Source organism: Streptomyces sp. NPDC048106, assembly GCF_040706415.1.
Lineage (GTDB): Bacteria > Actinomycetota > Actinomycetes > Streptomycetales > Streptomycetaceae > Streptomyces.
Genome location: NZ_JBEZND010000001.1, coordinates 312,231 through 335,455, shown reverse-complemented (window position 1 = coordinate 335,455; position 23,225 = coordinate 312,231). Strand labels below are relative to the sequence as shown.

Here is a 23,225-nt window from a genome sequence, read left to right as displayed (position 1 = left end):
AGGGGCGAGGCGGGCCGCCGGGTCAGGGGGCGTACGGCGCCACATGCCCGGCGAACAGGCGCATCGTCCGCTCCGACTCCGCCGCCGGCTGGTTGCCGGAGATGACCTGGAGACTGATCGTGACATCCCCGAACAGGGCTTTGATCTGCCGCAGCGACTCCAGCACCTGATCGGGGTCGCCGACCAGGATCTTGTGCTCGGCGAGCTGGCGGTCGAAGTCGGCGCGGCCGGCCCGTTCGGGGATCTTCTCGTACCCCTGGTAGCCGGAGCTGCGCGTGGTGCTCCAGGAGGCCACGGCCTCCGCGAGGGCGCGACCGGTGAACTCGCTGTAGGTCCTGCCGAGCCGTACCGCCTCCGCCCGGTCCTCGGCGAGGTAGCAGTTGTACGTCATGTGCACCGCGCCCTCGGAGGGGCCGTGCCCCGCGTCCGACCATGCCTTGCGGTAGAGCGCGAGCATCTCGCGCACCTTCTCGGCGCTGTTGATCGACGGCACCATCATGAGGCCGTGTCCGGCCCGGCCCGCGGCGGCGCACGACTCCGGCGAGACCGCCGTGGCGACCAGGATCGGCGGGTGCGGGCGCTGGTACGGCCTGGGCAGCAGGGTGACGGGGCCGAAGGTGTGGAACCGCCCGTCCCAGGTCACGTTCTCCTCGGCCCACAGCCGGCGGCACGCCTCGACGCCTTCCTCGAATCTGGGCCTGCTCTCGTCGAGCGGAATCCCGAACGCGGCGAATTCCTCGGGAAGAAAGGCCCGCCCGAAACCGACGTCGAGGCGGCCCTGGGAGATGTTGTCGAGCATGGCGAGCTTGCCCGCGAGTTTCACCGGGTGGGTGAATGCGGGGATGACCGCCCCCGTGACCAGTCGGATTCGGCTGGTGCGGGCCGCCACCGCGGCGAGAAAGGTGACCGGGTCGGGGCTGTATCCGCCGTAACGGGCGAAATAGTGCTCGACGGTCTTCACATGGTCGAATTCCAGTTCCTCCGCGAGTTCCGCCAACCGGAGGCTGTCGGCGAAATGACTGGCGGCACTCTTGTCCTCGGGACCCGCGGTGGGAAATATATTGATGCCGAATTTCATGAGGCAGTCCTTCCGGTCGGCAGAGAGGCTGCCGGGTCGTGGAGCAGCGGCGGACGGCCGGACGCCGCTCCCGCCACGACCCGGCCGAGCAGCACCGAGTGGTCGCCCGCCTGGATCTCCCGCACCACCCGGCAGACCGCGTAGGCCGCGGTCCACTCCGAGAGGATCGGGCTCGCGGCCGGCCCCGTCTCCCAGGACAGACCCGCGAACTTGGTGTCGCTCTTGCCCGCGAACAGTTCGGCGACGGCCTCGGCGCCCTCCGCCAGGAAGTTCACCGCGAAGGCACCCGAGCGGCGAACGGCGCCCAGGGTGCGGGCCCGTTCGTCGAGGCAGACCAGCAGCAGCGCGGGGCGCAGCGATACGGCGCTCACCGCGTTGCAGGTCATCCCGTGCGGCACCGCGTTCTCGTCCACGCAGGTGACGACGGTGAGCCCGGTGGGGAAGGCCCGGAAGATCTCCCGGAACCGGTCCACGCCGACGTCGCCCATCAGGCGGCCTTCCGGGCGGCGACCAGCGTGCCCGTCGCGCCGATCCGGCTCGCGGTGACGGTGGCGAACCCGGCGGCGAACAGCCGGGCGCGCAGGTCCCCGACCGGGTACTCCGACCCTCCCTCGGACCAGACGAGCATGTTGAGGCTGGCCAGCACGTTGGGGAGCTGGGGCCGGTGCTCGTCGATCATGGGGTCGTAGACCAGCACCGATCCCCCGGGGCTGACCGCCTCGTAGGCCTTGGCCAGCAGCACGTCCCGCCGCTCCTCGGGCCAGTTGTGCAGCACATGCCCGAAGATCACCACGTCGGCCGCGGGCAGCGGATCGGCGAAGAAGTCGCCGGCGGTGAAGGACACGGCGCCGGTGAGCCCGAGCGCCGCCATGTGCCGGTCGAACGCGGGGCGCAGTCCCGGCAGGTCGAAGACCCGGGCGTCCAGGCCCGGGTGGGCCTTGGCGATCTGCGCCGCGAGGTTGCCGCGCGCGCCGCCCACGTCGACGAAGGAGCGGTAGCGGTGCCAGTCGTACTCCGCGAGCTGGGCGGCGAGCGGGGAGTTGAGCACGTCCATCGCGTCGAGGAACCCGTCCCGGTCGGCCGCGGAGTCGTACAGGCCGTCGTAGGGATCACCGGCCCGCACCGCCTGACCGGTGCGCACGCTCTCGGTGAGCCCCCGCCAGGCCGGGTGCAGCACCCCGTCCAGGAAGGCGAGGAAGCCGCCCAGATGGGCCGGGCGGCCGCGGACCAGATAGGTGTCGGCGGCCGGGGCGAGGCGGTACCCGTCAAAGTCGCGCTCCAGCAGGCCGAGCGCGTGCAGCGCCGCCAGCAGGTCCCGTACCGCCCGCGGGTGCAGGCCGTGCCGGTCGGCCAACTCCGCTGCGGACAGGGGGCCTTCGGCGAGCGCGTCGAAGACGCCGAGTTCGAGTGCGGTGAACAGGACCTGGGCCTGGCGCACGCCGGACGCGATCCGCAGGACCGCCTCCGGCCCCGGGCTGGAAGTCATCGCTGGACTGCCTTTCGTCGCAGGGGCGGCTGTTTCGTCGTGGTCGATGGTGCGGTGGCGGGTCAGCCAGCGGCCGTCGGATCCGGTCAGCACGTCCCGGACCACACAGCTGCTGCGCAGCCCCGGACCGTCCGCGCCGGTGTCGACGACCAGCAGGTAGTAACGGGTGCGCACGGTGTCGGCATCGGTGCGCTCGTACGTGAGGGGGCCCACGAAGTGGCGGCGGACGACGCCCGCGTCGGCCCGGCGCCGCACGGTGCGCGCCAGGGCCCGGGCGATGCCGGCGCGGCCCCGGTGCACCGGGGAGGCTCCCGCGGCCCGCATGCGCGCGGACCCCGCGTTGCGGACCAGCGTGGCGTCGGCGGCGAAGGTCGCGGCACACTCCTCGGCCGCGCCGCGGTCGATCAGCCCGTACTGGCGGGTGTAGAACTCCCGCAGCAGCAGGCCGAGTTCAGGGCCGGTGGTTGTCATGGTGGATGTAGCGGTGCGCGACCAGCCAGCTCTCGCCCGCCGGGACCAGCACGTCGTCGCAGACGGTGCTCAGGTGCAGGCCGGCCTCGCCGTCCGCGGGGGTGTCGACGACGATCGCGTAGTAGCGGGCCCGCACCCGGCCCTGCTCCGCGCCGTCCTCGTCCTGTTCGACGCTGAGCATGCCGATCCAGTGGCGCCGGGTCAGGCCGCGCGCGGCGATGACGCCCACGTGGTGCTCCATGCGTTCGGCGAGGACCGCGCGGCCGCGCCTGCCCTCCGGCCGGGTGTCCTGGGCGAAGACGCCGTCCTCGGTGAAGGTGGCGGCCCAGTCCGCGGCGCGGCCGTCGTCGAGGAGCTGCATCTGCCGGTTGAGGAAGTGCTGGACGGAGACGAACTGTTCGGGGGTGGCGGGGGTGGCGGGGGTGCGGGTGGTGGGTGGCAGTGCCTGGGTCTCGGTCATGTCGAGGCGTTCCCTTCCGCGTGGTCCTTGGCATGGCGCATGGTGGTGGTGCTGTTGCGGCCGAGCGCCGAGCGCACGAAGTCCCGGGCGTCGGCCAGGGTGGCGTCCGCGCCGAGCACCCCGGGGACGGCGGCCGGATTCAGTACGACGGTGTGGGCGGAGGTGATGACGGCCCCGTCCGCCGTGTCGCTGAAGGTCCACGCGCCGGTGTGCACCTTCATCAGCGCGGGCACCTTGAGCTGCTTGTAGACGATCCGCTCGTGCGGGAAGCAGAGCCGGACCGACTCGGTGGTGTGGGTGGCGCCGTCGGCGGTCAGGGTGTCCATGCCCAGGCGCTGGACGCCGGGGGCCTCCTCGACGAGGGTGACCCGGGCGACGTGCGGCAGCCGTTCGGCCCACCGCCCCGCCTGGTCGACGAAATCGTAGAGGTCCTTGGCCTGGCCGCGTACGGCCAGCTCGTCCTGGAACGACAGGACCAGGCCGGCGGCGGACTCGGACTCGGCGTTCGCCTTGAGCGCGGCGAGTTCCGCGGTGCTGTTGCGTTCGACCGCGGCCGCGATCCACGCCTCGTTGTCCGGGGTGCCGCCGACCGCCGTGTAGTCGTGCGCGAGCGCCACCCTGCTGGTGTCGTGCCCGGTGGCGGTGATCTCCCAGGCGCCGCCCATGGAGGCGACCGGATGCTGGGAGACCTCCTGCCGGAACTCCACGCGCAGCGCGCCCGGATCGAGGTCGCGGCGCGAGGTCCAGTGCTTGACCGTCTCGCCGGCCGTCGCCCAGATGAGGATGCGCTCCTGCCCGCCGGTCCGCTCCGCGACCTCGGCGTGCACGGTCGGCGGGAAGATCCGCGGCCAGGCCGTCACGTCGGCGATCAGGGCGTAGACGAGCTCGGCGGGCGCCGCGACCTCCGTCTCGTGCAGGGTGTGGTGCACTCGGGGTGCTGCCATGACGTCTCCCGTCCGATCAGTAGGTGCCGAGACCGCCGCAGACGTTGATCGCCTGGGCCGTGATGGGGGCGGCCGCGTCGGTGGTCAGATAGCCGACCAGGCCCGCCACCTCCTCGGGAGTGGAGTAGCGGCCGAGCGGGATCTTCGCCTCGAAACGCCGCAGCACGTCGTCCTCGGTGGTGTCCCAGGCCGCGGCGTAGCCCTCGCGGACCCGCGCCGCCATAGGCGTCTCCACATAGCCGGGGCAGACCGCGTTGACGGTGATGCCGGTCTTGGCCAGCTCCAGGCCGAGCGCCTTGCTGAAGCCCACGACGCCGTGCTTGGACGCCGAGTACGGGGCGCCGAGCACGACGCCCTGCTTGCCGCCGGTGGAGGCGATGTTGATGATCCGCCCCCAGCCGCTCTCCCGCATGCCGCCGTCGGCCAGCACGGCCTTGCTCGTGAAGAACACGCTGTCCAGGTTGGTGCGCATGACGTCGCCCCAGAGCTCGTCGGGGATCTCGGCGGTGATCCCGCCGCCGCTGCGCCCGGCGTTGTTGACGGCGATCTCCACCGGGCCGAAGCGGTCGACGGCGGCCGCGACGAGTGCGCGTACCTCCGCCGGCTCGCGGACGTCGCAGTCGGTGCCGTCCACGTCGTGGCCCGCGGCGCGCAGTTCCTTGACGGTGCGGTCGACGTCTCCCCCACTGCGGGCGCAGACGTACACGCGGTGGCCCTGCTCGGCGAGCGCCTTGGTGACGGCGAGCCCGATACCGCTGGTGGCGCCGGTGACCAGGGCCGTGCGGGACTGTGTCGGTTTCATGGATCTCCTCACGTCAGGCCGCCCCCTCGTGGGCCGGCGGCTCCGTGCCGAACGGGGTGGTGCGCCCGGCCGGGGCGCGGGCGGCGGGCGCGACGGGCGGCGGGCAGCTCGCGGAACGTCACGCGCCCTCCGCCTGCCGCGCCCGGATCAGCACCAGCACCTGGCCGAACGCCACGCGCTCGCCGTCGGCGGCCACCACCGCGGCGACCTCGCCGCGCCAGGGGGACCGCACGGCGTCCCTGAGCCTCATCGCCTCGACGACGCCGAGCTGCTGGTCCTTCTCGACCCGTTCGCCGACCTTGACGAACGGCGGCTCCCCGGGGCCCGCGGCGCCGTGGAAGGTGCCGAAGATCGGGGCGATGACCTCGTGCAGGGAGGGGTCGGTCGCTGGGGCCGCGCCCTGCCGCAGGGCGCCGGCCGGACGGTCCGCGGCGCTCGCGCTCCCGGCGGCGTGGGCCCGCGTCACCTCGCCCGCGTGCTCGCCGGTCCGCGGCGCCGTTCTCGCTATCGGCCCCGGCACCCCGGCCGCCAGCTCGGCGACCAGCTCGGCCAGCTCCCGCGCCAGGCGGCGCAGCCCGTCGTCCCGCTCACTCACCGGCGATCACATCCGGCCGTCGGACCAGCCGGCATGGTTCCGGTGCCCCTCACGACGCGTCGGCCACGGGCTGGTTGACGCGGTCCAGGAACTCCCGGGGGGTGCGTACGGCGGAGATGTCGTCGGCCACCTTCACACCGTGGTGGCGTTCGATGAGGCTGGCGGTCTCCAGCAGGGCCAGCGAGTCGTAGCCGAGGCTGCCGAACTCCACGTCGAGGATGTCGCCGTCGAGGTCCGCCTCGCTCTCCCCGGCGGCCGTGCGCAGCAGTTGCCTGAGGTCGTCGATCGTCACTTCACTCATCAGTGGTTTCCTTCCGCTCGTCGCACGACCATGGCGGAGTTGAAACCGCCGTGGCCGCGCGCCAGCACCAGCGCGACGCGCAGCCGCGCCTGCCGGGGGCCGTCGGTGACCAGGTCGAGCCGGTGCCGGGGGTCGGGTCGGGTGACGTTGATGGTCGGGGGGATCACCTGGTCGCGCAGGGCGAGCAGCGCGGTCGCCAGGTCGAGGGCCGCGCCGCCGGAGTACAGGCGGCCGGTCATGGTCTTCGGGACGGTCACCGGCACCGCGCCCGGTCCGAAGACCGCGTTGACGGCCGCGGCCTCCGCCGCGTCGGCCTCCGCTCGCCCGGCTCCGTCGGCGAAGACGACGTCCACGTCGGCGGGCGTGAGCTCCGCGTCCGCCAGGGCGAGCCGCACGGCGCGACCCAGGGCGGGCGGGCGGCCGCTGTCCGGCGGCGGGTCGAAGGCGGTGCCGTACCCGGCGATCTCCCCGTACGGGTGCCGGGCCCGCTCGGCGGTCGTCAGGTAGAGGATCGCGCCGCCCTCCCCCGGTACGTGGCCGCGGGCCGCCACGTCGAAGGGCAGGAACGCGGCCTGCGGACTCCGCGCCGTGGACAGCTCGCGGCCGGCGAGCTGCGCCACCCAGCCCCAGGGGCACAGCGCCGAGTCGACCCCGCCGGTGAGCATCGCGACCGCGCCCCGGCGCAGGTTGCGCCGCGCCTGGGCCACCGCGTCCAGACCGCCGGCCTGGTCGCCGACCAGCACACCTCCGGGGCCGCGCAGCCCGTGTCTGATGGAGATCTGGCCGGTGTTGACGGCGTAGAACCAGGCGAAGGACTGGTACGCGCTGACATGCTCACTGCCCTTGCTCCACAGCTTCTCCAGCTCGCGCTGGCCGAAGTCGAAGCCGCCCGACGCGCTCGCGGTGAGCACACCGGCCCCGTACTCGGGCAGCTCGGCCGGATCCACACCGGCGTCGGCGAGTGCCCAGTCGGAGGCCACGAGGGCCAGCCGCGTCATCTGGTCGGTCTGCGGCAGCAGCCGGGAGGCCAGGTGCGCGGCCGGGTCGAAGTCCCTTACCTCGCCCGCCAACTGGGACGGGTAGCGGCCGGGGTCGAAGCGGGTGATGCGCCGGATGCCGCTCGTGCCCCGCAGCGTGGCCGCCCAGTAGTCCTCGGTGCCCAGGCCGTTGGGCGAGACGATGCCCAGCCCGTCGACGACCGGCCTCATGCCGCCTCCGGCGCGGTGAGGACCATGGCGCTCTGGAAGCCGCCGAAGCCGCTGCCGACGGTCAGCACGGCGTCGGTGCGGTGGTCGCGCGCGGTCAGCGGCACGTAGTCCAGGTCGCACTCCGGGTCGGGCGTGTGCAGATTGGCCGTGGGCGGCACCACGTCGTGCTGGAGGGCCAGCACGCTCGCCGCGATCTCGATCGAGCCGATCGCGCCCAGCGAGTGCCCGATCATCGACTTGATGGAGCTGACCGGTACCCGCCGGGCGTGCTCGCCGAGGGCGCGTTTGACGGCGGCGGTCTCGTGCCGGTCGTTCTGCCGGGTGCCCGAGCCGTGCGCGTTGACGTAGTCGATGGACTCCACCGGGACCCGGCCCTCGTCGAGGGCGGCGCGGATCGCCTCAGCCATCTCCCGCCCGTCCGGGCGCAGTCCGGTCATGTGGTAGGCGTTGCACCGGGAGGCATACCCGCTGATCTCCGCCAGCACGGGCGCGCCGCGGCGCAGCGCGTGTCCGAGCTCCTCCAGCACGAACATCGCCGCGCCCTCCCCGAGGACGAATCCGTCGCGTGAGCGGTCGAAGGGGCGCGAGGCGTGCTCGGGATCGTCGTTGCGCGGGGTGGTGGCCTTGATCGCGTCGAAGCAGGCGAGGGTGATGGGGGAGATCGGGGCGTCGCACGCCCCGGCGACCATCACGTCGGCCGAGCCCTCGCGGATGAGGTCGACGGCGTGGCCCACCGCGTCGATGCCGGAGGTGCAGCCGGTGGAGACCACCGTGACCGGCCCCTCGGCCCCCACCGCCCAGGCGACCTCGGCCGCCAGCGAGCTGGGGACCAGATAGTCGTAGAGATGGCGCACCGCGTACTCCGGGTCCACCAGCCACTCCCGGCCGGCGTCGCTGACCACCACGTACTCGCGCTCCAGGCTCATGGTGCAGCCCACCGCGCTGCCGACGACCGCCCCGACCCGCCCCGGGTCCTCGGCGCCGAGCCCGACGCCGGACTCGGCGACCGCCCCGCGGGCGGCCACCACGGCGAACTGCGCGGCCCGGTCCATCCGGCGGATCTCCCGCGCGGTGAGGCCGTGCGCGGCGGGATCGAAGTCGCACTCCGCGGCCACCCTCGACCTGAACAGGGAGGCATCGAAACCGGTGATGAGCCGGGTCGCGGTGCGTCCCTCCGTGAGGAGTTGCCAGAACGCCTTGGTGCCGCTCTCCCCGGGTGCGATCACCTCCATCCCGGTGACCACAACCCTCCGACGTGAACTGGTCATCTCTGCCGGTCCTTCCTCCGCCTGCCCGGTCGCCAGTCATGCTGGCAACGCGATCTGGAGACCCGCCGGAGACCGACCAGAGCCGTCTCCACCCGGGCTATAGCGGGACTCCAACGCCGCCGCCGACTCTGGGCGCCATGGTCGTTTTCGTGAACAAGCTCCGGCTGCACGGGCCGCCCGAGGAACTGGAAGCCATCTACGCCCGGGTGGCCGCGCACTTCGCGGCGCAGCCCGGCTTCATCGGCTACCGCCTGGTGCGGTCGACGGACGATCCCGCGGTGTACTTCAACATCGCCGAGTGGCAGGACGAGGCCGCCTTCCGTGCCGCCACCGCCACGGAGGGGTTCCGCTCGGCCGTGCGGGTCGGGAAGGTCTCCACCGGCGACCCGCACCTGTGCGCGGTGGTGGCGGACCATGCCGGCTGAGCCGTATCTGTGTGAGGTCGCGGACGGGGTGTACGCGTACGTGCAGCCGGACGGGGGCTGGTGCGTCAGCAACGCGGGCGTCGTCAGCTCCGCCGGCCGTACGGCGGTGATCGACACCGCCGCCACCGAAGCGCGTGCGCGGGCCCTGCACGCCGCCGTCACCTCGGTCGCCGCGGCGCCCGACATCGTCGTCAACACCCATCACCACGGCGACCACACCTTCGGCAACGCCGCCTTCCCGGGCGCCACCGTGGTGGCCCACCGGGAGGCGCGCCGCGAGATGGAGACGCGGGGCGCGGCGCTGCGGGCGGTGTGGCCCGAGGTGGACTGGGGCGACATGGACCTGGTGCTGCCGTCGCTCACCTTCGAGGACCGGCTCACCGTCCATGTGGCGGACCGGCCGCTCCAGTTGCGGCACGTCGGCCCGGCCCACACCACGAACGACGTGATCGGCTGGCTGCCGGACGCCCGGGTGCTGTTCGCCGGGGACGTGGTGATGCCGGGGTGCGCGCCGTTCGTCCTCATGGGTTCGCTGGAGGGCACGCTGCGGGCGCTGCGCGGGCTCCGCGCCCTCGGACCGCGGACGGTGGTCGGCGGCCACGGGGAGGTGGCCGGCCCGGAGGCGCTCGCGGAGGCCGAGACCTGCCTGCTGTGGACGCGTGACGTCGCCGCCGAGGCCGTGCGGTCGGGGCTGACCCCACTGGAAGCCGCCCGGGAGGCCGGCCCCGGCCCGTACGCCGGGCTGCGCGATCCGGAACGCCTCGTGGCGAACCTGCACCGGGCGTTCCAGGAGGCGGCGGGGGGTGTCCTCGGCGCCCATCTGCCGTCGGCGCCGGTCTTCCGGGAGATGGTGGAGTACAACGGGGGCCGCCCCCTGCGCTGCCTGGCCTGAACCGGGACGGGCTCAGCGGAACGACGCCAGGTGATCGGCGGCCCACTCGGCGAACGAACGGGCGGGCCGCCCGGTCAGCTCGGCCACCGTCGGATGCACGGCGGTACGGACCGCGAGGTCGGCGTGGGCACGGGCCGCCAGGACCGCGTCGGCCGTGTCCGCCGGCATGACGCGCGCCAGGGCCCGCCGGGCCTCCTCGACCGGCTGCTCGGCGAACCGCAGCGGCAGCCCCAGGAGTTCGCCGAGCACCCGCACCTGTCCGGCGGGGGTGATGGGCTCGGGCCCGGTCACCCGGTGGATCTCGCCCCGCCCCGGCCGGGCCAGGGCCACCGCGGCGACGGCCGCGAGGTCGCGCGGATCGACCGGCGTCGACGGGAGCCGGCCGAAGGGGGCCCGGATCACGGTCTCCCCGGCGGCGATCGGACGGGCCCACTGCAACGCGTTGGACATGAAGCCGCCCGGCCGCAGGATCGTCCAGGGCAGGCCGGAGTCCGTCAGGGCCGCCTCACCTGCGGCGTGCCAGTCGGCGAGCACCCGGGCGGCCTCGGCGCCGGTGTGCTCCTCCTCGACCGCGAGCGACGACAGCTGGACGACGTGTTCGACCGCGGCATCCCGCGCCGCGGTCACCATGTTCCGGTCGTGGACGGCACGTCGATGCCCCACACCGGTCAGGAACACGGACGTGACCCCGGCGACGGCGGCCGTCAGCGTCGGGGGCACTCCGAGGTCCCCCTGGACGACCTCGACGCCGTCCGGGAAGGGGACCCGCCCCGGATTCCGGGTCAGGACGCGCACCTTCCGTCCGTCCCGCAGCAGTCGTTCCACCAGCGCACGGCCCACCGTTCCGGAGGCCCCGGTCACAAGGATCATCCCCCGAGGATGACCGCCCCCGCTGGAGCCCGGCACGAGCCCGCTCCAGCGGACCTCTGGCGGTGCTGCCTAGCGTCGTGCCCATGATGCCGAACGGGAAGTCCGCAGTGGTCACGGGCGGTACGACGGGCCTCGGCCGGGCCGTGGCCGAGGCGCTGGTGAACGACGGCTGCCAGGTGGTGTACGCGGCCCGCAAACCGGCCGGGTCCCCGCTGCCGGGGGCGCATTTCCATCCGCTGGACGTACGGGACCCGGACTCGGCGCGGGCGCTGATGGCGGCCGCGGCCGACCGCTTCGGCGGCGTCGACGTCCTGGTGGCCAACGCGGGCACCAGCCGTCCCGGGCCGGTGCGGGCGCTCTCGCACGACGACTGGACGACGGTGATCGACACCAACCTCACCGGCACCTTCGCCTGCGTCTCCGCGGCCCTCCCCTACCTGGAGAAGTCACCGCAGGGCCGGATCGTCACCCTGTCCTCCGCGCTGGCGGTACGCCCGGCCCCCGGTGCCTCCTCGTACGCGGCCTCGAAGGCCGCCCTGGAGATGTTCACCCGGGTCCTCGCGCTGGAGGTGGCCGCCCAGGGCATCACCGCCAACTGCGTCTCCCCCGGTTTCATCGACACGGGCATGGGTCGCCAACTGTCCGAGAACAGCGCGGTCTGGCCCGTCTACGAGGCCAAACTGGCCACCCCTCGCCTGGGCACGGGCGACGAGGTCGCCGCCGCGGTCCGCTATCTGATCGGCCCGGACGCGTCCTACGTCAACGGCCATGTGCTGGAGGTGAACGGCGGCTTGCGCTGGTGATGCGCCACGCGCCCCGGTACGGCGTATTCCACCGCCCCTTCCATTAGAGTCCCCGGGCGAAAGACGGCTCCGGGTGACAGGGCGAGGAATTCATGGCGACGGTCTGCCTGAATATGATCGTGAAGAACGAGGCTCCGACCATTCGGAAATGCCTTGAGTCGGTACGACCGCTGATCGACACCTGGGTGATCGTGGACACTGGGTCGACGGACGGCACCCAGGAAGTGATCCGAGAATGCTTCAAGGACTTTCCGGGGAAGCTCCACGAGCGGTCGTGGAAGGGATTCGACGGCAGTCGCAGCGAGGCGATCGAGCTGGCGCGTGACAGCGCCGACTATCTGCTGTTCATCGACGCCGACGACGAGATGCGGATCCAGCCGGGCTTCCGGATGCCCGAACTGACCCTGGACGCCTACAACATCGCCCTGCACGACGGGCCCGTCGTGCACTGGCGGATGGCGCTGGTCTCGACGAAGCGGGCCTGGCGGTACGTCGGCGTGCTCCACGAGTACATCACCTGCGACTCCCCGCACAGCACCGGAACCCTCGAAGGCGCCCACATCCTCACGATCGGCGGCGGGGCGCGGCTGCGGGGCGAGGGGAAGAGGCAGAAGTACCTGCGGGACGCGGAGGTCCTCACCAAGGCGCTGGCCGACGAACCGGACAACGCCCGTTACGCCTTCTACCTCGCCCAGAGCTGGCGGGATGCCGAGGAACCGGAAAAGGCCCTGGCGGCCTATGACCGGAGGGCGGAGATGGCCGGTTGGGCCGAGGAGACGTACTGCGCCCGGCTTTATGCCGCCCGCCTCGCGGCCGAACTCAAGCGCCCCATGGGTGAATTGACCGACCGATTCCTTCGCGCGTACGAAAGCCGCCCTTCGCGGGCCGAGGCCATCGGCGATCTCGCCCGTCTCTGCCGCCTCGAACGCCGCTGGCCGCTGGCCCACCTGTTCGCCGCACAGGCGACGAGGATCCCCCGGCCCACCGACATCCTCTTCGTCGAGATGTCCTGGCACGAATGGCGCGCCCTGGACGAACTCGCCGTCGCCTCCTACTGGATCGGCGACTACGAGAAGTCCCGCGAGTACTGCGCGCGCCTGCTGGACGAGGGAAGGATCCCGGCCGGGGAGCGTGCGCGCGTCACCGCCAACCTGCGGTTCGCCCAGGACAGACTGGCACCCGCCCCCGCGTGAGCGCCCCCGCCGTCCGACATACTTCGACACGCTCGACGTGCTCGGAACGATCGGATCGACAGGGGAAACGACGTGCGACTTCGCTGTGCGGTGCTGGACGACTTCCAGGGCGTGGCCACCGAGTTGGCCGACTGGTCGGTGCTCGGGGACGCGGTGGAGGTGGTGTCGCTGCGCGAGCACCTGGCCGACGAGGACGCGCTCGCCGCGGCGCTCGCCGACTACGACGTCGTCGTCACCCTGCGCGAACGCGTGGGCTTTCCGGCCACGTTGCTCGCCCGGCTGCCCCGGCTGCGGCTGATCGTGGCGACCGGGATGCGCAACACCGTGATCGACTACGCGGCGGCCGAGGCGCGGGGCGTCACCGTGTGCGGGACGGGGAGTTCCGGCACCCCGCCGGTGGAACTGACCTGGGCGCTGCTGCTGGGGCTCGCCCGGGGGATCGTCGAGGAGAACACGGCGCTGCGCACCGGCGGGCCCTGGCAGTCCACCGTCGGCGCCGATCTGCACGGCGCCCGGCTCGGCGTGCTCGGGCTCGGCCGGATCGGCACCAGCGTCGCGCGGGTCGGTCTCGCCTTCGGCATGCGCGTCGGCGCGTGGAGCCCACGGCTGACCAAGGAGCGCGCCGGGGAGGCGGGGGTCGAACTCCACGCTTCCAAGGAGGAGTTGCTGGCCGGCAGCGACTTCGTCTCCGTGCACGTGCCCGGCGGCGAGCGCACCCGGGGCCTGATCGGTGCCGCCGAACTCGCCCTCCTGAAACCGACCGCCTACCTGATCAACACCTCCCGCGCCTCGGTGGTGGACCAGGACGCCCTGCTCGCCGTATTGCGCGAGGGCCGGATCGCGGGCGCCGGCGTCGACGTCTTCGACATCGAGCCGCTGCCCGCCGACCACCCGATGCGCACCGCCCCGCGCCTGCTCGCCACCCCGCACCTCGGCTATGTCTCCGCGGCCAACTACCGGACGTACTTCACCGAGGCGGTGGAGAACATCCAGGCGTACCTGGCGGGTTCTCCGGTACGACGACTGCCCTGAGCCGCGCCGGAGAGAAGCCTCGGGGAGAAAAGACCTGCCGGTGGGAAGGGTGATCCCCGGTTGATCACCGTGACCCCTGCCGGACGGCCGCGTTGAACGGGAAGCGGGACGGCAGAACCGGCCGTCGCGCTTCCCGAATGACAGAAGGAGAACGTGATGTCTCGCATCACGCAGGCAGCCACCGTGGCCCTCGGCACCGGTGTCGTGCTGATCGGCGGGGCCGGCCTGGCCCTGGCCGGCGCGGACGCCCAGGGCGCGGCCGTCGGTTCGCCCGGTGTGCTGTCCGGCAACGTGGTCCAGGCTCCGGTCGACGTCCCGGTGAACGTGTGCGGTGACACCGTGGACATCATCGCCCTGCTGAACCCCGCCTGGGGCAACGCCTGCTTCAACGAGGACGAGGTTCACGTGCACCCCGGCTACGGCTACGGCGACTGAAGCGCCCGCACGCACCGCGAAGAGCCCCGGCACCTCCGAGCGCCGGGGCTCTTCGCATCCGCCCGCCGGTACGGACTCACGCGTACCGGTAGACCCCGCTCATGTCCTCCAGTTGGTCCGGGGTGTCGTTCCACGGGGGCAGCTTCTGGTGCCGGGCGACGACCCGGCCGTGCTGCGCGTCGCCGCTGCCGGGCGGGTCGGCCGGCAGATAGCGGTGGCTGCTGTGCGCGCGCCGCCAGCGGTCCCACTGCATGTCGAGGTAGGCGTGGTGGAGCCAGAACACCGGGTCGTTGACGGAGGCGGCGCCGAGCATCGCCCCGCCGACCCAGCGGTGCACCCGGTTGTGGTTGTGCCAGGAGGCGCTGCCGCTGCCGGTGCCCCAGCCCTCCAGCTTGTTCCGGAAGCCCCGGGTGACGGTCGAGTCCCAGGGCGCCACGTCGTAGACCGGGTCGTCCAGCGCCCAGCTCACGTCGTCCTTCGTGGGCAGCTTGAGGGGTGCGGCGGCGCGGCCGAGGTCGCGGGTGAGGTAACGGCCGTCGGTGACGCCCTCGTTGATGGTCCAGTTGCCCGTCGCATAGGCGAACGGTCCGGTCGTCACCTGCTGGTCGGAGCGCCGGCCGTTGCCGCCGAGCAGGTCCTTGGTCCAGGGCACCGAGGTCGTCGTGCGGTCCCGGGTCCAGTCCCAGTACGGCACGGTCACCGAGGAGTCGACGCGGCGCAGCGCTTCCTCCAGGTCCAGCAGGAACCGGCGGTGCCAGGGCAGGAAGGAGGGCGCCATGTGGGCGGTCCGCAGATGGGTCTCGCCGTCGGCGGCGTAGTACGCGATGTGGGTGCGCACGAACTCGTCGTACTCGCCGCGCTTCTTGATCTCCAGCAGCGCGTTCACGAACCGTTTCCGCTCGTTCGCGGTGAGGGCGCTGACGTTCTTACGCACGTACGCCATGCCGGCCCCCCCTGCCCATCGCCATGGCCATACCCGTGTCGGTGGTCATGCCCATGTGGCCTCGCGTGTCCTCGGCGCCGCCGGGCAGGGTGTCGTTCAGCGGGCCCGGTGCCAGGTCGCGCAGCTCCTGGCCGGGGCCGAGCTCGTCCACCGCGGCCCGCGCCGCCTCCAGGGGCGTGCGGTACGACGTGTAGTGGTCGACCATGCTCAGCCAGGTGCCGTCGGCCCGCCGCATCAGATGCAGCGGGCGGCCGTCGACGGTGATCCGCCAGGCGTCCTCGGACGCGCTGCGTCCCACCTCCCGCAGCCGGACGCCCTGGATGCGCCGGCCCCGGTACGTCTCGTCGACGGAGCCACCGCCGACGGCCGGGGGCACCGGCCGGGAGGCGGCGACGACCGGCGCGAGGGAGAGGGCGGCGAAGCAGGACAGCAGTCCCCGCGTCACCCGTCTCCGGCCCAGTCCGGCCGTCGTATCCGCTCTGACCTGCTCTGTCGCGCCCGCCGCAACCGCGTCGTCGCCGTCGCCCATCGCCTTCTCCTCGTCCGGGGACAGATGTCTTACCCGCTAAGGGCCAAGGAGGGACGGGGCGTTGGGCCGTACGGCCGTACGGCGCGGTCACCGGGCCGGACCCGCCCGCGCGGCCGGCCGGGGTCCGGTCGTCAGTCGCGCGGGCCGGCGGCCGGCAGTACGACGTGCGCGGCGGCGTACAGGGTCTCCGGGGCGCCCGCGAACGCGGCCAGCGCGGCCGGCTGCACGATCCTGCCGGGCGCGCCCTCGGGCCAGGCGCGGGTGGTGAAGACCAGGTAGGCGAAACCGCGGGCGCGGACGGCGGCGAGCCACTCCGGCGGCGCGGGGGCCTGGGCGATCAGCCGCGGCATCCGCACGACGGCCTGGCCGGCCTCCACCAGCAGGCTGATGGGGAGGTTGGGCCGGTAGGTGCCGTCGACCAGTTCACCGCCGACCGGCAACCCGTTGCCCACCAGCAGTTGTTCGACCGCGGCCGCCGTGACCGGGGGGCCGCCCGCGGCGTCCCCGAGGGAGTAGGCCAGCAGGTAGGGCATGTCGGTGCCGTCGGAGGCCGCGCCGGTCCAGGGCAGCACGACCAGCGTGCCGAGGTCGGCGCCGGGGCGCAGTTCCGTGGGGGTTGAGGTCACCGCGCGACCCTATCGACGCGCCTCGGGGCGGCTCGGCGGCTGCTCACCCGTCCGGACCAGTGGGCCGGGGGGCTCCACACGAACGAGCGAAGCGGCCTCGAACGGGGCGGGGCCGGTGCCGCGGATGCGGTACCGGCCCCGGTCGTGCAGGGGGTGTCAGATCTGCGGGGGCATGCCGCCGAGCAGCGGGTTGTGCTGGTTCAGCGTGGCGGTGGCGCCCTTGACGGTGTGCAGCGGGGAGCCCTTGTCCTCGGTGTCGAGCACGTGCGACTCGTGCCGCAGCGGCATCGCGTCCCGCAGGGTGCCGGGGCCCTTGGCGACCTGCTTGACGGCGCCGTTGAGGCTGGAGGGCGTCAGGCCGGCCGCGCTGTGGGCGAACGCGGGCGCGGCGACGCCGGCGAGGGCGACGGAACCGGCGAGGACGGCGGCAGCCTTCAGGGACTTCATCGTGTTCCTTTCTTCGGCAACGCCGTGCCTAACGAGCACCACCGCGGACCGGAAACCCTGCCGCTCGGAAGACATATGAAAATCCCTCACCCGGACATGGCCGTCCGGTGTCGGGGGTCAGCCGGTCGTGGAGGGGGTCGGGGAGGTGGTGGGGGTGGTCGGGGAGGTGGGGGTCGGGGTGACCGAGGAGGTCGGGGTCGGCGTCGGGGTGGCGGACGAAGTCGGGGTCGGGGTGCCGGACGCGGTCGGGGTCGGGGTGACCGAGGACGTCGGGGTCGGGATGGTGGAGGACGTCGGGGTCGGGGTGGCGGCGAGGCTCGGCAGCCCGGTGCCGGAGAAGGCGGCGGTCAACTGGTCGACCAGGGCGGTGGCGCTGGAGACCACCTGGTCGACGTGGGAGACGACCGCGTCCACCAGGGCGTCCACCGCGGCCAGCACGTCGTCGACGAGGTCTCGGGCGACGGGCACGCGGCGGGCCAGGCCCTGCGGGACCGGAGCGAGCGGTACAGCGGGCGACGCGGACGGCTTGGGGAGCGCCGACTGGGACTCGGACCCCGAGGGGACGACGGCGGGCGCCGCGGCCTCGGCGGGCGAGGCGGACGCGGCGGACGCGGCGGGCGAGGCGGGCGAGGCGGGCGCGACCGGGGTCGCGGGCGTCGCGGGGGCCGCCGGATCCGCGACCCTCCCCTCCGCCGCGGCGCGCCGGACGGCCTTCTTCGCGGCGTCGCCGAGCCGTTCGGCCTCCGCCGCGGGCAGTCTGCCCTCCGTCAGCGAACGGTCGAGCAGGTCGGCGACCGGCTTGGGCAGGGACCCGGCGTGATCCAGGGCCCTGACCTGGGCGAGCAGTTTCGCGGCGCCGGGCAGGGATTCCTGGGAGGCCGGGGCGCCGGCACGGCCTGCCGTCTCGTCGACGGCGACGGCGACGGCCACCGGCCCGGTGATCGCGGCGATGACGGCGGCGCTGAGGACGGTGGAGGCGAGGCGCCGGGCAGGCACAGCACGCATGGGGGTTCCTTTCGGCTGGGCGTCGAGGTCTCAGCCCACCGTCAGTTCGCCCCTCACACCCCGCAACCGCTCGTTACGCCACGTGCCCGGCCGGCACGAAAGAACCGGCCGCCCACCACCGCGACGGATGCGCGGAGTGGACGGCCGGTCGAAGGGGTGCGCCCCGGACGTCAGTCGTTGACGCAGACGTTGCCGAACGCCGAGTCCAGCAGCCCGATGACGGTGATGCTGTCGCCGCAGACGTTGACCGGGATGTGGATCGGGGCCTGGATGACATCGCCCGAGACGACGCCCGGCGAGTTGGCGGCCACGCCGTCCGCCTTGGAGTCGGCGGCGGCGACACCGGCGACACCGGCGACGGCCGCGACGGCGGCGGAGGTCAGGACCAGACCCTTGGCGATACGCGACATGGAGAGGTACTCCTTGAAATAGACACAACATCCGGGCGAATACCCGGCGTTGTGTCAACGCGTCGCGGCTCGTGGGGTTGTGCCGCCAAAGGAGTGACGAACGACGAGGATGCGCCCCAACCCCCGTACAGGCGTGCGGGGGTTGGGGCGGCGGGTGCCGGGCGTCGGCGGTCCGGCACCCGGCGTGTCACCGGCGGGCGGCCGTCCGGCCCCGGCGGAACAGCACCGCACCGGCCATGATCAGCGCGGCGCTGGCGGCCGTCGTCGCCATCATGGCCTTGGCGTTGCCACCGGTGTGCGGCAGGCTCGGCGGCTCGTCGTTGCCGTACGAACCGGGCGGGGTCGGCTCGTCGTTGCCGTAGGACGGCGGCTTGGGCTCGTCGCTGCCGTAGGAGGACGGCTTGGTCGGCTCGTCGCTGCCGTACGAGGTCGGGGTGGGCTTCTCGCTGCCGTACGACGACGTGGGCTCGTCGCTGCCGTACGACGTGTGCGTGGGCTTCGGCTCCGGCTTGCCGTACGAGGACGGCTTGGGCTCCTCGTGCCCGTAGGAGGACGGAGTCGGCTTGGGCTCGTCGTGGCCGTACGAGGACCGAGTCGGCTCCGGCTTGCCGTACGAGGACGGCGTGGGCTCGTCGTCGCCGTACGAGTCGTCACCGTAGGAGTCGTCGCCGTACGAGTCCTCGCCGTACGAGTCCTCGCTGTGGCTGGTCGGGGTCGGGGTGGCGGTGGGGGTACCGCTGACACGGGCACAGGAGGTGCCGAACGCGAGGTTCGGCACCGCGGCCGCGTCCACGGAGCTGCCGCAGCCGTTCGCCAGGGCCCGCCCCGGGGCGTGGGTGCTGTTGGCGGTCAGCACACTCGGCGAGCCCTTGGCAGTGGCCTGCGCGTTGGAGTCGGCGAGCGCGGCCGTGCCGTACAACGACAGGACGCCGGTCGCGGCCGCTGCGGCCACGACCATGCCCTTGCTGAGGGTCTGTCGCAATCTCGTAGTCTTCCTGCTCGAACTGCTCGAAGAATGTGGGAAGGCCGGCCCCGGGGCACAGGATCCACGGATCGTCGGTCCGAGACCGGCCGGAACGCACGGGGGTCTGGATCACGTCGCGGGAGAGCACGCCCGGAGAGTTCGCGGCGACGCCCTCGGCGCCGGAATCGGCGAACGCGGGTGCCGCCCCACCAGTGCCAGGACGGCACCGGCGACGCCTGCGGCGCTCTTCCTCATGATCTGCCCCTTTTTCTGGCCGTCAGGTTGACCGGCAGGTTGCACAACGAGGGATAGACAATCGGAGGAAAAGAAGAACGCACTGCGGCCGCTAATTCACCCGGACGCCCCCAAGGAATTGACAGCTTGGACGATGAACGGACTGTCCGCTCGGCGGTGGGGATCCCCGGAACGCGAACGACCTAGGACACGATGTCCTTGCGGGCGAATCCCCGGAAGGCCAGGGCGAACAGCACGAGCGCGCAGGTGACCGAGAGCGCGGCGCCCTGGATCATCCCGGACCACTCGGCACGGGGCTGGAGGGCGTCGGCCCAGGCGAACTGCCAGTGCGCGGGCAGGAAGTCGCGCCAGTGGCCGAGGGCGGTGACGGCGTCCAGGACATTGCCGACGATGGTCAGCCCGACCGCGCCGCCGACCGCGCCGAGCGGGGCGTCCGTCCTGGTCGACAGCCAGAACGCAAGTCCCGCGGTGACCAGTTGGGACACGAAGACGTAGGCCACGGCCACCACGAGCCGCTGGACGGCCGTGCCGGTGTCCAGTGCGCCGCCGGTCGGGATCTGGAGCGGTCCCCCGCCGTAGGCGACGGTGCCGACGGCGAGGGCGACGGCCGGCAGCAGCACCATCGCGGCGAGGCTCAGCCCGAGCGCCACGACCAGCTTGGACCACAGCAGCCGGGCCCGGGGCACGGGCGCGGCCAGCAGATAGCGCAGCGAGGACCAGTTGGCCTCCGAGGCCACCGTGTCCCCGCAGAACAGGGCGACCGGCACGACCAGCAGGAATCCGGCCGAGACGAACAGGTTCACCGCGGCGAAGTTGGCCCCGGACGCGGTGGCCGTGTCCATCAGGGTGACCTGGCCTGCGCGGCCCGAGGGATGGCCGACGGCGAAGGCGATCACCAGCACGAAGGGCAGTACGGCGAGGAGCGCGCCCATGACCAGGGTGCGGCGCCGCTTGAGCTGGCGGACCAGCTCCACGCGCAGGGGCAGGGTGCCCCGGGTGCGGTAACCGGAGGCCACCTCGGTGAGGGTGCTCATGCGGAACCTCCGATCAGGGTGAGGAAGGCGTCCTCCAGGCGGCGGTGCGGGCCGACCGAGGCGACCGGCACCGAGAGCCGCACCAGCTCCGCGACGAGCCGCTCGGCGGTGCCGCCCGCCTCCAGGCGGACCAGCAGCCCGTCGTCGGTGCGCACGGCGGAGGCGACGCCGGTCAGGGCGGCCACCTTCTCCACGACCGGCTCCTCCACGGGGCCTGCGGTGCCGACGAGCAGGGTGTCGCCGGAGCCGACGATGTCCCGCACGGGTCCGGCCTGGACGAGCCGGCCGCGGTCCATCACCACCAGGTGGGTGCAGGACTGTTCGACCTCGGACAGGAGATGGCTGGAGACGATCACGGTGCGTCCGGCGGCCGCGTAGCGGATCATCACCTCGCGCATCTCGCGGATCTGGGGCGGGTCGAGGCCGTTGGTGGGCTCGTCCAGGATGAGCAGGTCGGGCAGGCCGAGCATGGCCTGGGCGATGGCCAGGCGCTGGCGCATGCCCTGGGAGTACGTGCGCACGGCGCGGGCGAGCGCGTCGCCGAGCCCGGCGATCTCCAGGGCCTCCGCCAGGTGGGCGTCCTCGGCCGGGCGGCCGGTGGCCCGCCAGTACAGCTCCAGGTTCTCCCGCCCGGACAGGTGCGGCAGGAAGCCCGCGCCCTCCACGAAGGCGCCGACCCGGGACAGCACCGGGGCGCCGGGGCGGATCGCGTGCCCGAAGACGCGGATCCCGCCCTCGTCCGGGGTGATCAGGCCCATCAGCATGCGCAGGGTGGTGGTCTTGCCCGCGCCGTTGGGCCCGAGCAGGCCGAGCACCTGGCCCCGCTCGACCCGGAAGGACAGCTCGCGCACCGCGTACCGCTCGGCGGAGCGGGCGTACCGCTTGCCGAGGCCCTCGATGACCAGGGGGACGTCGGCCAGCGCGGGGTCGGGCGCGGGGGCGGTCGTACGACGGCGGGCGGTCAGCAGCAGGACGGCGGCGGCCCCCGCGCCGGCGAGCGGCAGCCACCACACCCAGGCGGGCAGCGGGGCCGCCGCGGTGGTCACGGCGGGCGCCGTCGGGACGCTCAGCGCGCTCCTGAGGGTGACGGTGTACTCGGCCGGGGCGGCAGGCGACGCGTAGCCGAGGTCGGTGGCGGCGAGGACCAGGCGGAGCCGGTGGCCCTTCTGCACCTCGTGGTCGATGGCCGGCAGGGTGACGGTGACGTCCTTGCCGGATCTGGCGCCGGTCACCCGGAAGGGGGTGACGAGCTGGGCGGGGAGCACCTGCCGCTTGCCGTCGGGGCCGACATCGTAGACCTTGCCGAACAGCACGGCGTCGCCGCTGGAGGAGGTGACGTGGACGCGGGCGGTGGGGGTGCCGGTGATCTGGAGGGTCCGGGTCAGCGGGGCGGAGTCGAAGCGGGCGTACTGGCCGGGGAAGTCGAGGGCGGTGCCGAGGCCGAGCGCGGACAACTGGCCGAGGCCGCCGGAGCCGCCGAGGCCGGGCAGCGCGGAGACGGCGGGCGGGCTCGCGCCGGCCGGATTGGCGATGTGCTGCGTGCCGCCGGTCAGGGCGACGTCGTGCCGGTCGGCGCGCAGGCCCGGGTAGGCGTCCGCGCTCGCCCCGCGCAGTCGGGCGGTGCCGTCCGTCGAGTCGACGCCTCCGGTGCGGGTGATCCGGAAGGCGGGGCCGGTGTCGGTGCCCTTGTCGCCCTTCAGGTACCGGTCGAACCAGGCGCGCACCCGGTGCTGGACGCGGCCGGTCTCCAGGTCGCCGCCGTCGTGTCCGCCCGCGATCCAGTCGACGTCGACCGGGGCGCCGGCCGCCTTGATGGCGCGCGCGGCGGCGTCGGCCTGGCCGAGCGGGAAGAGCGAGTCCGTCTGGCCCTGCACCAGCAGGGTGGGCACCTTGACGCGGGAGCCGACGGCGGACGGCGAGCGCTCCTGGAGCAGGGCGCGGGCGGCCGCGTCCGGGGTGCCGGAGGTGGCGACCCGCTCGTACATCCGGCACAGCTCGGGCTCGAAGCGGGCGCAGCCGCCGCCCTCGCCGAAGAAGACCCCGGCCCACAGCTTCTTGTACACGCCGTTCGGGAACAGGGCGTCCGCGAGGTTCCAGTAGGTCAGGGCCGGGGCGATGGCGTCCACCCGGTGGTCGTGGCCCGCGGCGAGCAGGGAGACCGCGCCGCCGTAGGAGCCGCCGGCCACGCCCACGCGGGGGTCGCCGGGCTTGTCGAGCCGCACCTGGGGCTGCCGCGCGAGCCAGTCGACGAGCCGGGAGACGTCGGCGACCTCGTGCTCCGGGTCGTTCAGACCGATCTTGCCGGTGGACCTGCCGAAGCCGCGCGCGGACCAGGTCAGGACCGCGTACCCGTCGCGGGCGAGGTCCTCGGCCTGCTGCCGCATGTCGTCCTTGCTGCCGCCGAAGCCGTGCGCCAGCAGCACGGCGGGCCGGCGGCCGGCGGGGCCTGCGGTGAAGTACGAGGTGTCCAGGCGCACCCCGCCCGGCATGGCCATCATCCGGTCGGCCCGGTGCACCGGCGGCGGTCCGCCGGAGGCGGCGGCCGTCCAGGTCCCGGCGCCCGCGAGCACCACGACGGCGGCCGCGGCGGCCATCAGCCGCCGCGGTCCCCTGAGCAGCCCGCGCAGCCTGGCGGAACGAAGATCCATGCCCCAACGGTACGGGCCGCCACTGACATCCGCCTCGGCCCTCAGGGCTGGATCAGGGCCCCTCCCCGGGGACTACGGCCGGCGGCCCCCTACTTCATCCG

Annotated in this window: 26 protein-coding genes and 1 pseudogene; 6 read left to right on the top strand and 21 right to left on the bottom strand. The window is 73.3% G+C overall.

Annotation, left to right across the window (positions count from 1 at the left end):
- Positions 1 to 22 precede the first annotated feature (22 nt).
- The 10 genes from AB0927_RS01520 to AB0927_RS01475 form a co-directional block, all read right to left on the bottom strand.
- Positions 23 to 1,078: an LLM class flavin-dependent oxidoreductase gene (locus AB0927_RS01520; RefSeq protein ID WP_366665419.1), complete on the bottom strand. Its 1,056-nt coding sequence runs from the start codon at positions 1,076 to 1,078 to the stop codon at positions 23 to 25.
- Positions 1,075 to 1,566, bottom strand: a complete 492-nt coding sequence (locus AB0927_RS01515; protein ID WP_366665418.1) for a flavin reductase family protein — start codon at positions 1,564 to 1,566, stop codon at positions 1,075 to 1,077. The genes AB0927_RS01520 and AB0927_RS01515 overlap by 4 nt, the downstream gene beginning before the upstream one ends.
- Positions 1,566 to 3,035: a methyltransferase gene (locus tag AB0927_RS01510; RefSeq protein ID WP_366665417.1), complete on the bottom strand. Its 1,470-nt coding sequence runs from the start codon at positions 3,033 to 3,035 to the stop codon at positions 1,566 to 1,568. The genes AB0927_RS01515 and AB0927_RS01510 overlap by 1 nt, the downstream gene beginning before the upstream one ends.
- Positions 3,016 to 3,495, bottom strand: a complete 480-nt coding sequence (locus AB0927_RS01505; protein ID WP_366665416.1) for a nuclear transport factor 2 family protein — start codon at positions 3,493 to 3,495, stop codon at positions 3,016 to 3,018. The genes AB0927_RS01510 and AB0927_RS01505 overlap by 20 nt, the downstream gene beginning before the upstream one ends.
- Positions 3,492 to 4,439 carry an aromatase/cyclase gene (locus AB0927_RS01500; protein ID WP_366665415.1) on the bottom strand — a complete coding sequence of 316 codons (948 nt, stop codon included), beginning with the start codon at positions 4,437 to 4,439 and terminating at the stop codon, positions 3,492 to 3,494. The genes AB0927_RS01505 and AB0927_RS01500 overlap by 4 nt, the downstream gene beginning before the upstream one ends.
- A gap of 16 nt (positions 4,440 to 4,455) precedes the next feature.
- The gene (locus AB0927_RS01495; protein WP_366665414.1) at positions 4,456 to 5,241 is read right to left on the bottom strand and encodes an SDR family NAD(P)-dependent oxidoreductase; all 786 of its coding nucleotides are present in this window, start codon (positions 5,239 to 5,241) and stop codon (positions 4,456 to 4,458) included.
- Between the two features lie 118 nt (positions 5,242 to 5,359).
- The gene (locus AB0927_RS01490; RefSeq protein ID WP_366665413.1) at positions 5,360 to 5,836 is read right to left on the bottom strand and encodes a biotin/lipoyl-containing protein; all 477 of its coding nucleotides are present in this window, start codon (positions 5,834 to 5,836) and stop codon (positions 5,360 to 5,362) included.
- A 49-nt stretch (positions 5,837 to 5,885) separates the two neighbouring features.
- On the bottom strand, positions 5,886 to 6,137 hold the full coding sequence (locus AB0927_RS01485; RefSeq protein WP_366665412.1) for an acyl carrier protein: 252 nt from the start codon (positions 6,135 to 6,137) through the stop codon (positions 5,886 to 5,888).
- Entirely contained in the window at positions 6,137 to 7,345 is a 1,209-nt protein-coding gene (locus AB0927_RS01480; protein ID WP_366665411.1) for a ketosynthase chain-length factor, read from the bottom strand. The genes AB0927_RS01485 and AB0927_RS01480 overlap by 1 nt, the downstream gene beginning before the upstream one ends.
- Complete coding sequence (locus AB0927_RS01475; RefSeq protein WP_366665410.1) at positions 7,342 to 8,613, bottom strand: beta-ketoacyl-[acyl-carrier-protein] synthase family protein; 1,272 nt, start codon at positions 8,611 to 8,613, stop codon at positions 7,342 to 7,344. Before AB0927_RS01475 ends, AB0927_RS01480 begins: the two co-directional genes overlap by 4 nt.
- Before the next feature lie 137 nt (positions 8,614 to 8,750).
- On the opposite strand from AB0927_RS01475, the gene AB0927_RS01470 reads away from it, so the two are divergent.
- Together AB0927_RS01470 and AB0927_RS01465 are read left to right on the top strand one after the other, a co-directional pair.
- Entirely contained in the window at positions 8,751 to 9,038 is a 288-nt protein-coding gene (locus AB0927_RS01470; RefSeq protein WP_366665409.1) for an antibiotic biosynthesis monooxygenase family protein, read from the top strand.
- The gene (locus AB0927_RS01465; RefSeq protein ID WP_366665408.1) at positions 9,028 to 9,930 is read left to right on the top strand and encodes an MBL fold metallo-hydrolase; all 903 of its coding nucleotides are present in this window, start codon (positions 9,028 to 9,030) and stop codon (positions 9,928 to 9,930) included. Before AB0927_RS01470 ends, AB0927_RS01465 begins: the two co-directional genes overlap by 11 nt.
- 12 nt (positions 9,931 to 9,942) lie before the next feature.
- On the opposite strand, the gene AB0927_RS01460 is transcribed toward AB0927_RS01465, so the two are convergent.
- Positions 9,943 to 10,800 (bottom strand): NAD(P)H-binding protein, encoded by an 858-nt coding sequence (locus tag AB0927_RS01460; protein ID WP_366665407.1) that lies wholly within the window; start codon positions 10,798 to 10,800, stop codon positions 9,943 to 9,945.
- 83 nt (positions 10,801 to 10,883) lie between these two features.
- Here AB0927_RS01460 and AB0927_RS01455 point away from each other — a divergent pair, with 83 nt between their 5' ends.
- The 4 genes from AB0927_RS01455 (at position 10,884) to AB0927_RS01440 (ending at position 14,263) form a co-directional block, all read left to right on the top strand.
- Positions 10,884 to 11,603, top strand: a complete 720-nt coding sequence (locus tag AB0927_RS01455; protein WP_366665406.1) for an SDR family NAD(P)-dependent oxidoreductase — start codon at positions 10,884 to 10,886, stop codon at positions 11,601 to 11,603.
- 113 nt (positions 11,604 to 11,716) lie between these two features.
- Positions 11,717 to 12,796: a glycosyltransferase gene (locus AB0927_RS01450; protein WP_366665405.1), complete on the top strand. Its 1,080-nt coding sequence runs from the start codon at positions 11,717 to 11,719 to the stop codon at positions 12,794 to 12,796.
- Between the two features lie 72 nt (positions 12,797 to 12,868).
- The gene (locus AB0927_RS01445; protein WP_366665404.1) at positions 12,869 to 13,828 is read left to right on the top strand and encodes a D-2-hydroxyacid dehydrogenase family protein; all 960 of its coding nucleotides are present in this window, start codon (positions 12,869 to 12,871) and stop codon (positions 13,826 to 13,828) included.
- A gap of 156 nt (positions 13,829 to 13,984) precedes the next feature.
- Positions 13,985 to 14,263, top strand: coding sequence for a chaplin (locus AB0927_RS01440; RefSeq protein WP_366665403.1), 279 nt, complete (start codon positions 13,985 to 13,987; stop codon positions 14,261 to 14,263).
- A gap of 76 nt (positions 14,264 to 14,339) precedes the next feature.
- On the opposite strand, the gene AB0927_RS01435 is transcribed toward AB0927_RS01440, so the two are convergent.
- The 10 genes and pseudogenes from AB0927_RS01435 to AB0927_RS01390 all read right to left on the bottom strand — a co-directional run bounded on the left by AB0927_RS01435 (position 14,340) and on the right by AB0927_RS01390 (position 23,124).
- Positions 14,340 to 15,206 carry a tyrosinase family protein gene (locus AB0927_RS01435; RefSeq protein WP_366665402.1) on the bottom strand — a complete coding sequence of 289 codons (867 nt, stop codon included), beginning with the start codon at positions 15,204 to 15,206 and terminating at the stop codon, positions 14,340 to 14,342.
- Complete coding sequence (locus AB0927_RS01430) at positions 15,190 to 15,735, bottom strand: tyrosinase family oxidase copper chaperone (RefSeq protein ID WP_366665401.1); 546 nt, start codon at positions 15,733 to 15,735, stop codon at positions 15,190 to 15,192. Before AB0927_RS01430 ends, AB0927_RS01435 begins: the two co-directional genes overlap by 17 nt.
- A 131-nt stretch (positions 15,736 to 15,866) precedes the next feature.
- Positions 15,867 to 16,361: a DUF5949 family protein gene (locus tag AB0927_RS01425; RefSeq protein WP_366665400.1), complete on the bottom strand. Its 495-nt coding sequence runs from the start codon at positions 16,359 to 16,361 to the stop codon at positions 15,867 to 15,869.
- Between the two features lie 156 nt (positions 16,362 to 16,517).
- The gene (locus tag AB0927_RS01420; protein WP_366665399.1) at positions 16,518 to 16,808 is read right to left on the bottom strand and encodes a hypothetical protein; all 291 of its coding nucleotides are present in this window, start codon (positions 16,806 to 16,808) and stop codon (positions 16,518 to 16,520) included.
- A gap of 117 nt (positions 16,809 to 16,925) precedes the next feature.
- Positions 16,926 to 17,813 carry a hypothetical protein gene (locus AB0927_RS01415; protein WP_366665398.1) on the bottom strand — a complete coding sequence of 296 codons (888 nt, stop codon included), beginning with the start codon at positions 17,811 to 17,813 and terminating at the stop codon, positions 16,926 to 16,928.
- 170 nt (positions 17,814 to 17,983) lie between these two features.
- A complete protein-coding gene (locus tag AB0927_RS01410; protein ID WP_366665397.1) occupies positions 17,984 to 18,223 on the bottom strand; it encodes a chaplin in 240 nt (79 codons plus the stop codon).
- 187 nt (positions 18,224 to 18,410) lie between these two features.
- Positions 18,411 to 19,205 (bottom strand): chaplin family protein, encoded by a 795-nt coding sequence (locus AB0927_RS01405; protein WP_366665396.1) that lies wholly within the window; start codon positions 19,203 to 19,205, stop codon positions 18,411 to 18,413.
- A gap of 97 nt (positions 19,206 to 19,302) precedes the next feature.
- A pseudogene (locus AB0927_RS01400) lies at positions 19,303 to 19,442 on the bottom strand (chaplin family protein); the annotation flags it as partial.
- A 182-nt stretch (positions 19,443 to 19,624) separates the two neighbouring features.
- Positions 19,625 to 20,476, bottom strand: coding sequence for an ABC transporter permease (locus AB0927_RS01395; RefSeq protein ID WP_366665395.1), 852 nt, complete (start codon positions 20,474 to 20,476; stop codon positions 19,625 to 19,627).
- Entirely contained in the window at positions 20,473 to 23,124 is a 2,652-nt protein-coding gene (locus AB0927_RS01390; protein ID WP_366665394.1) for an alpha/beta fold hydrolase, read from the bottom strand. The genes AB0927_RS01395 and AB0927_RS01390 overlap by 4 nt, the downstream gene beginning before the upstream one ends.
- Positions 23,125 to 23,225: the final 101 nt, after the last annotated feature.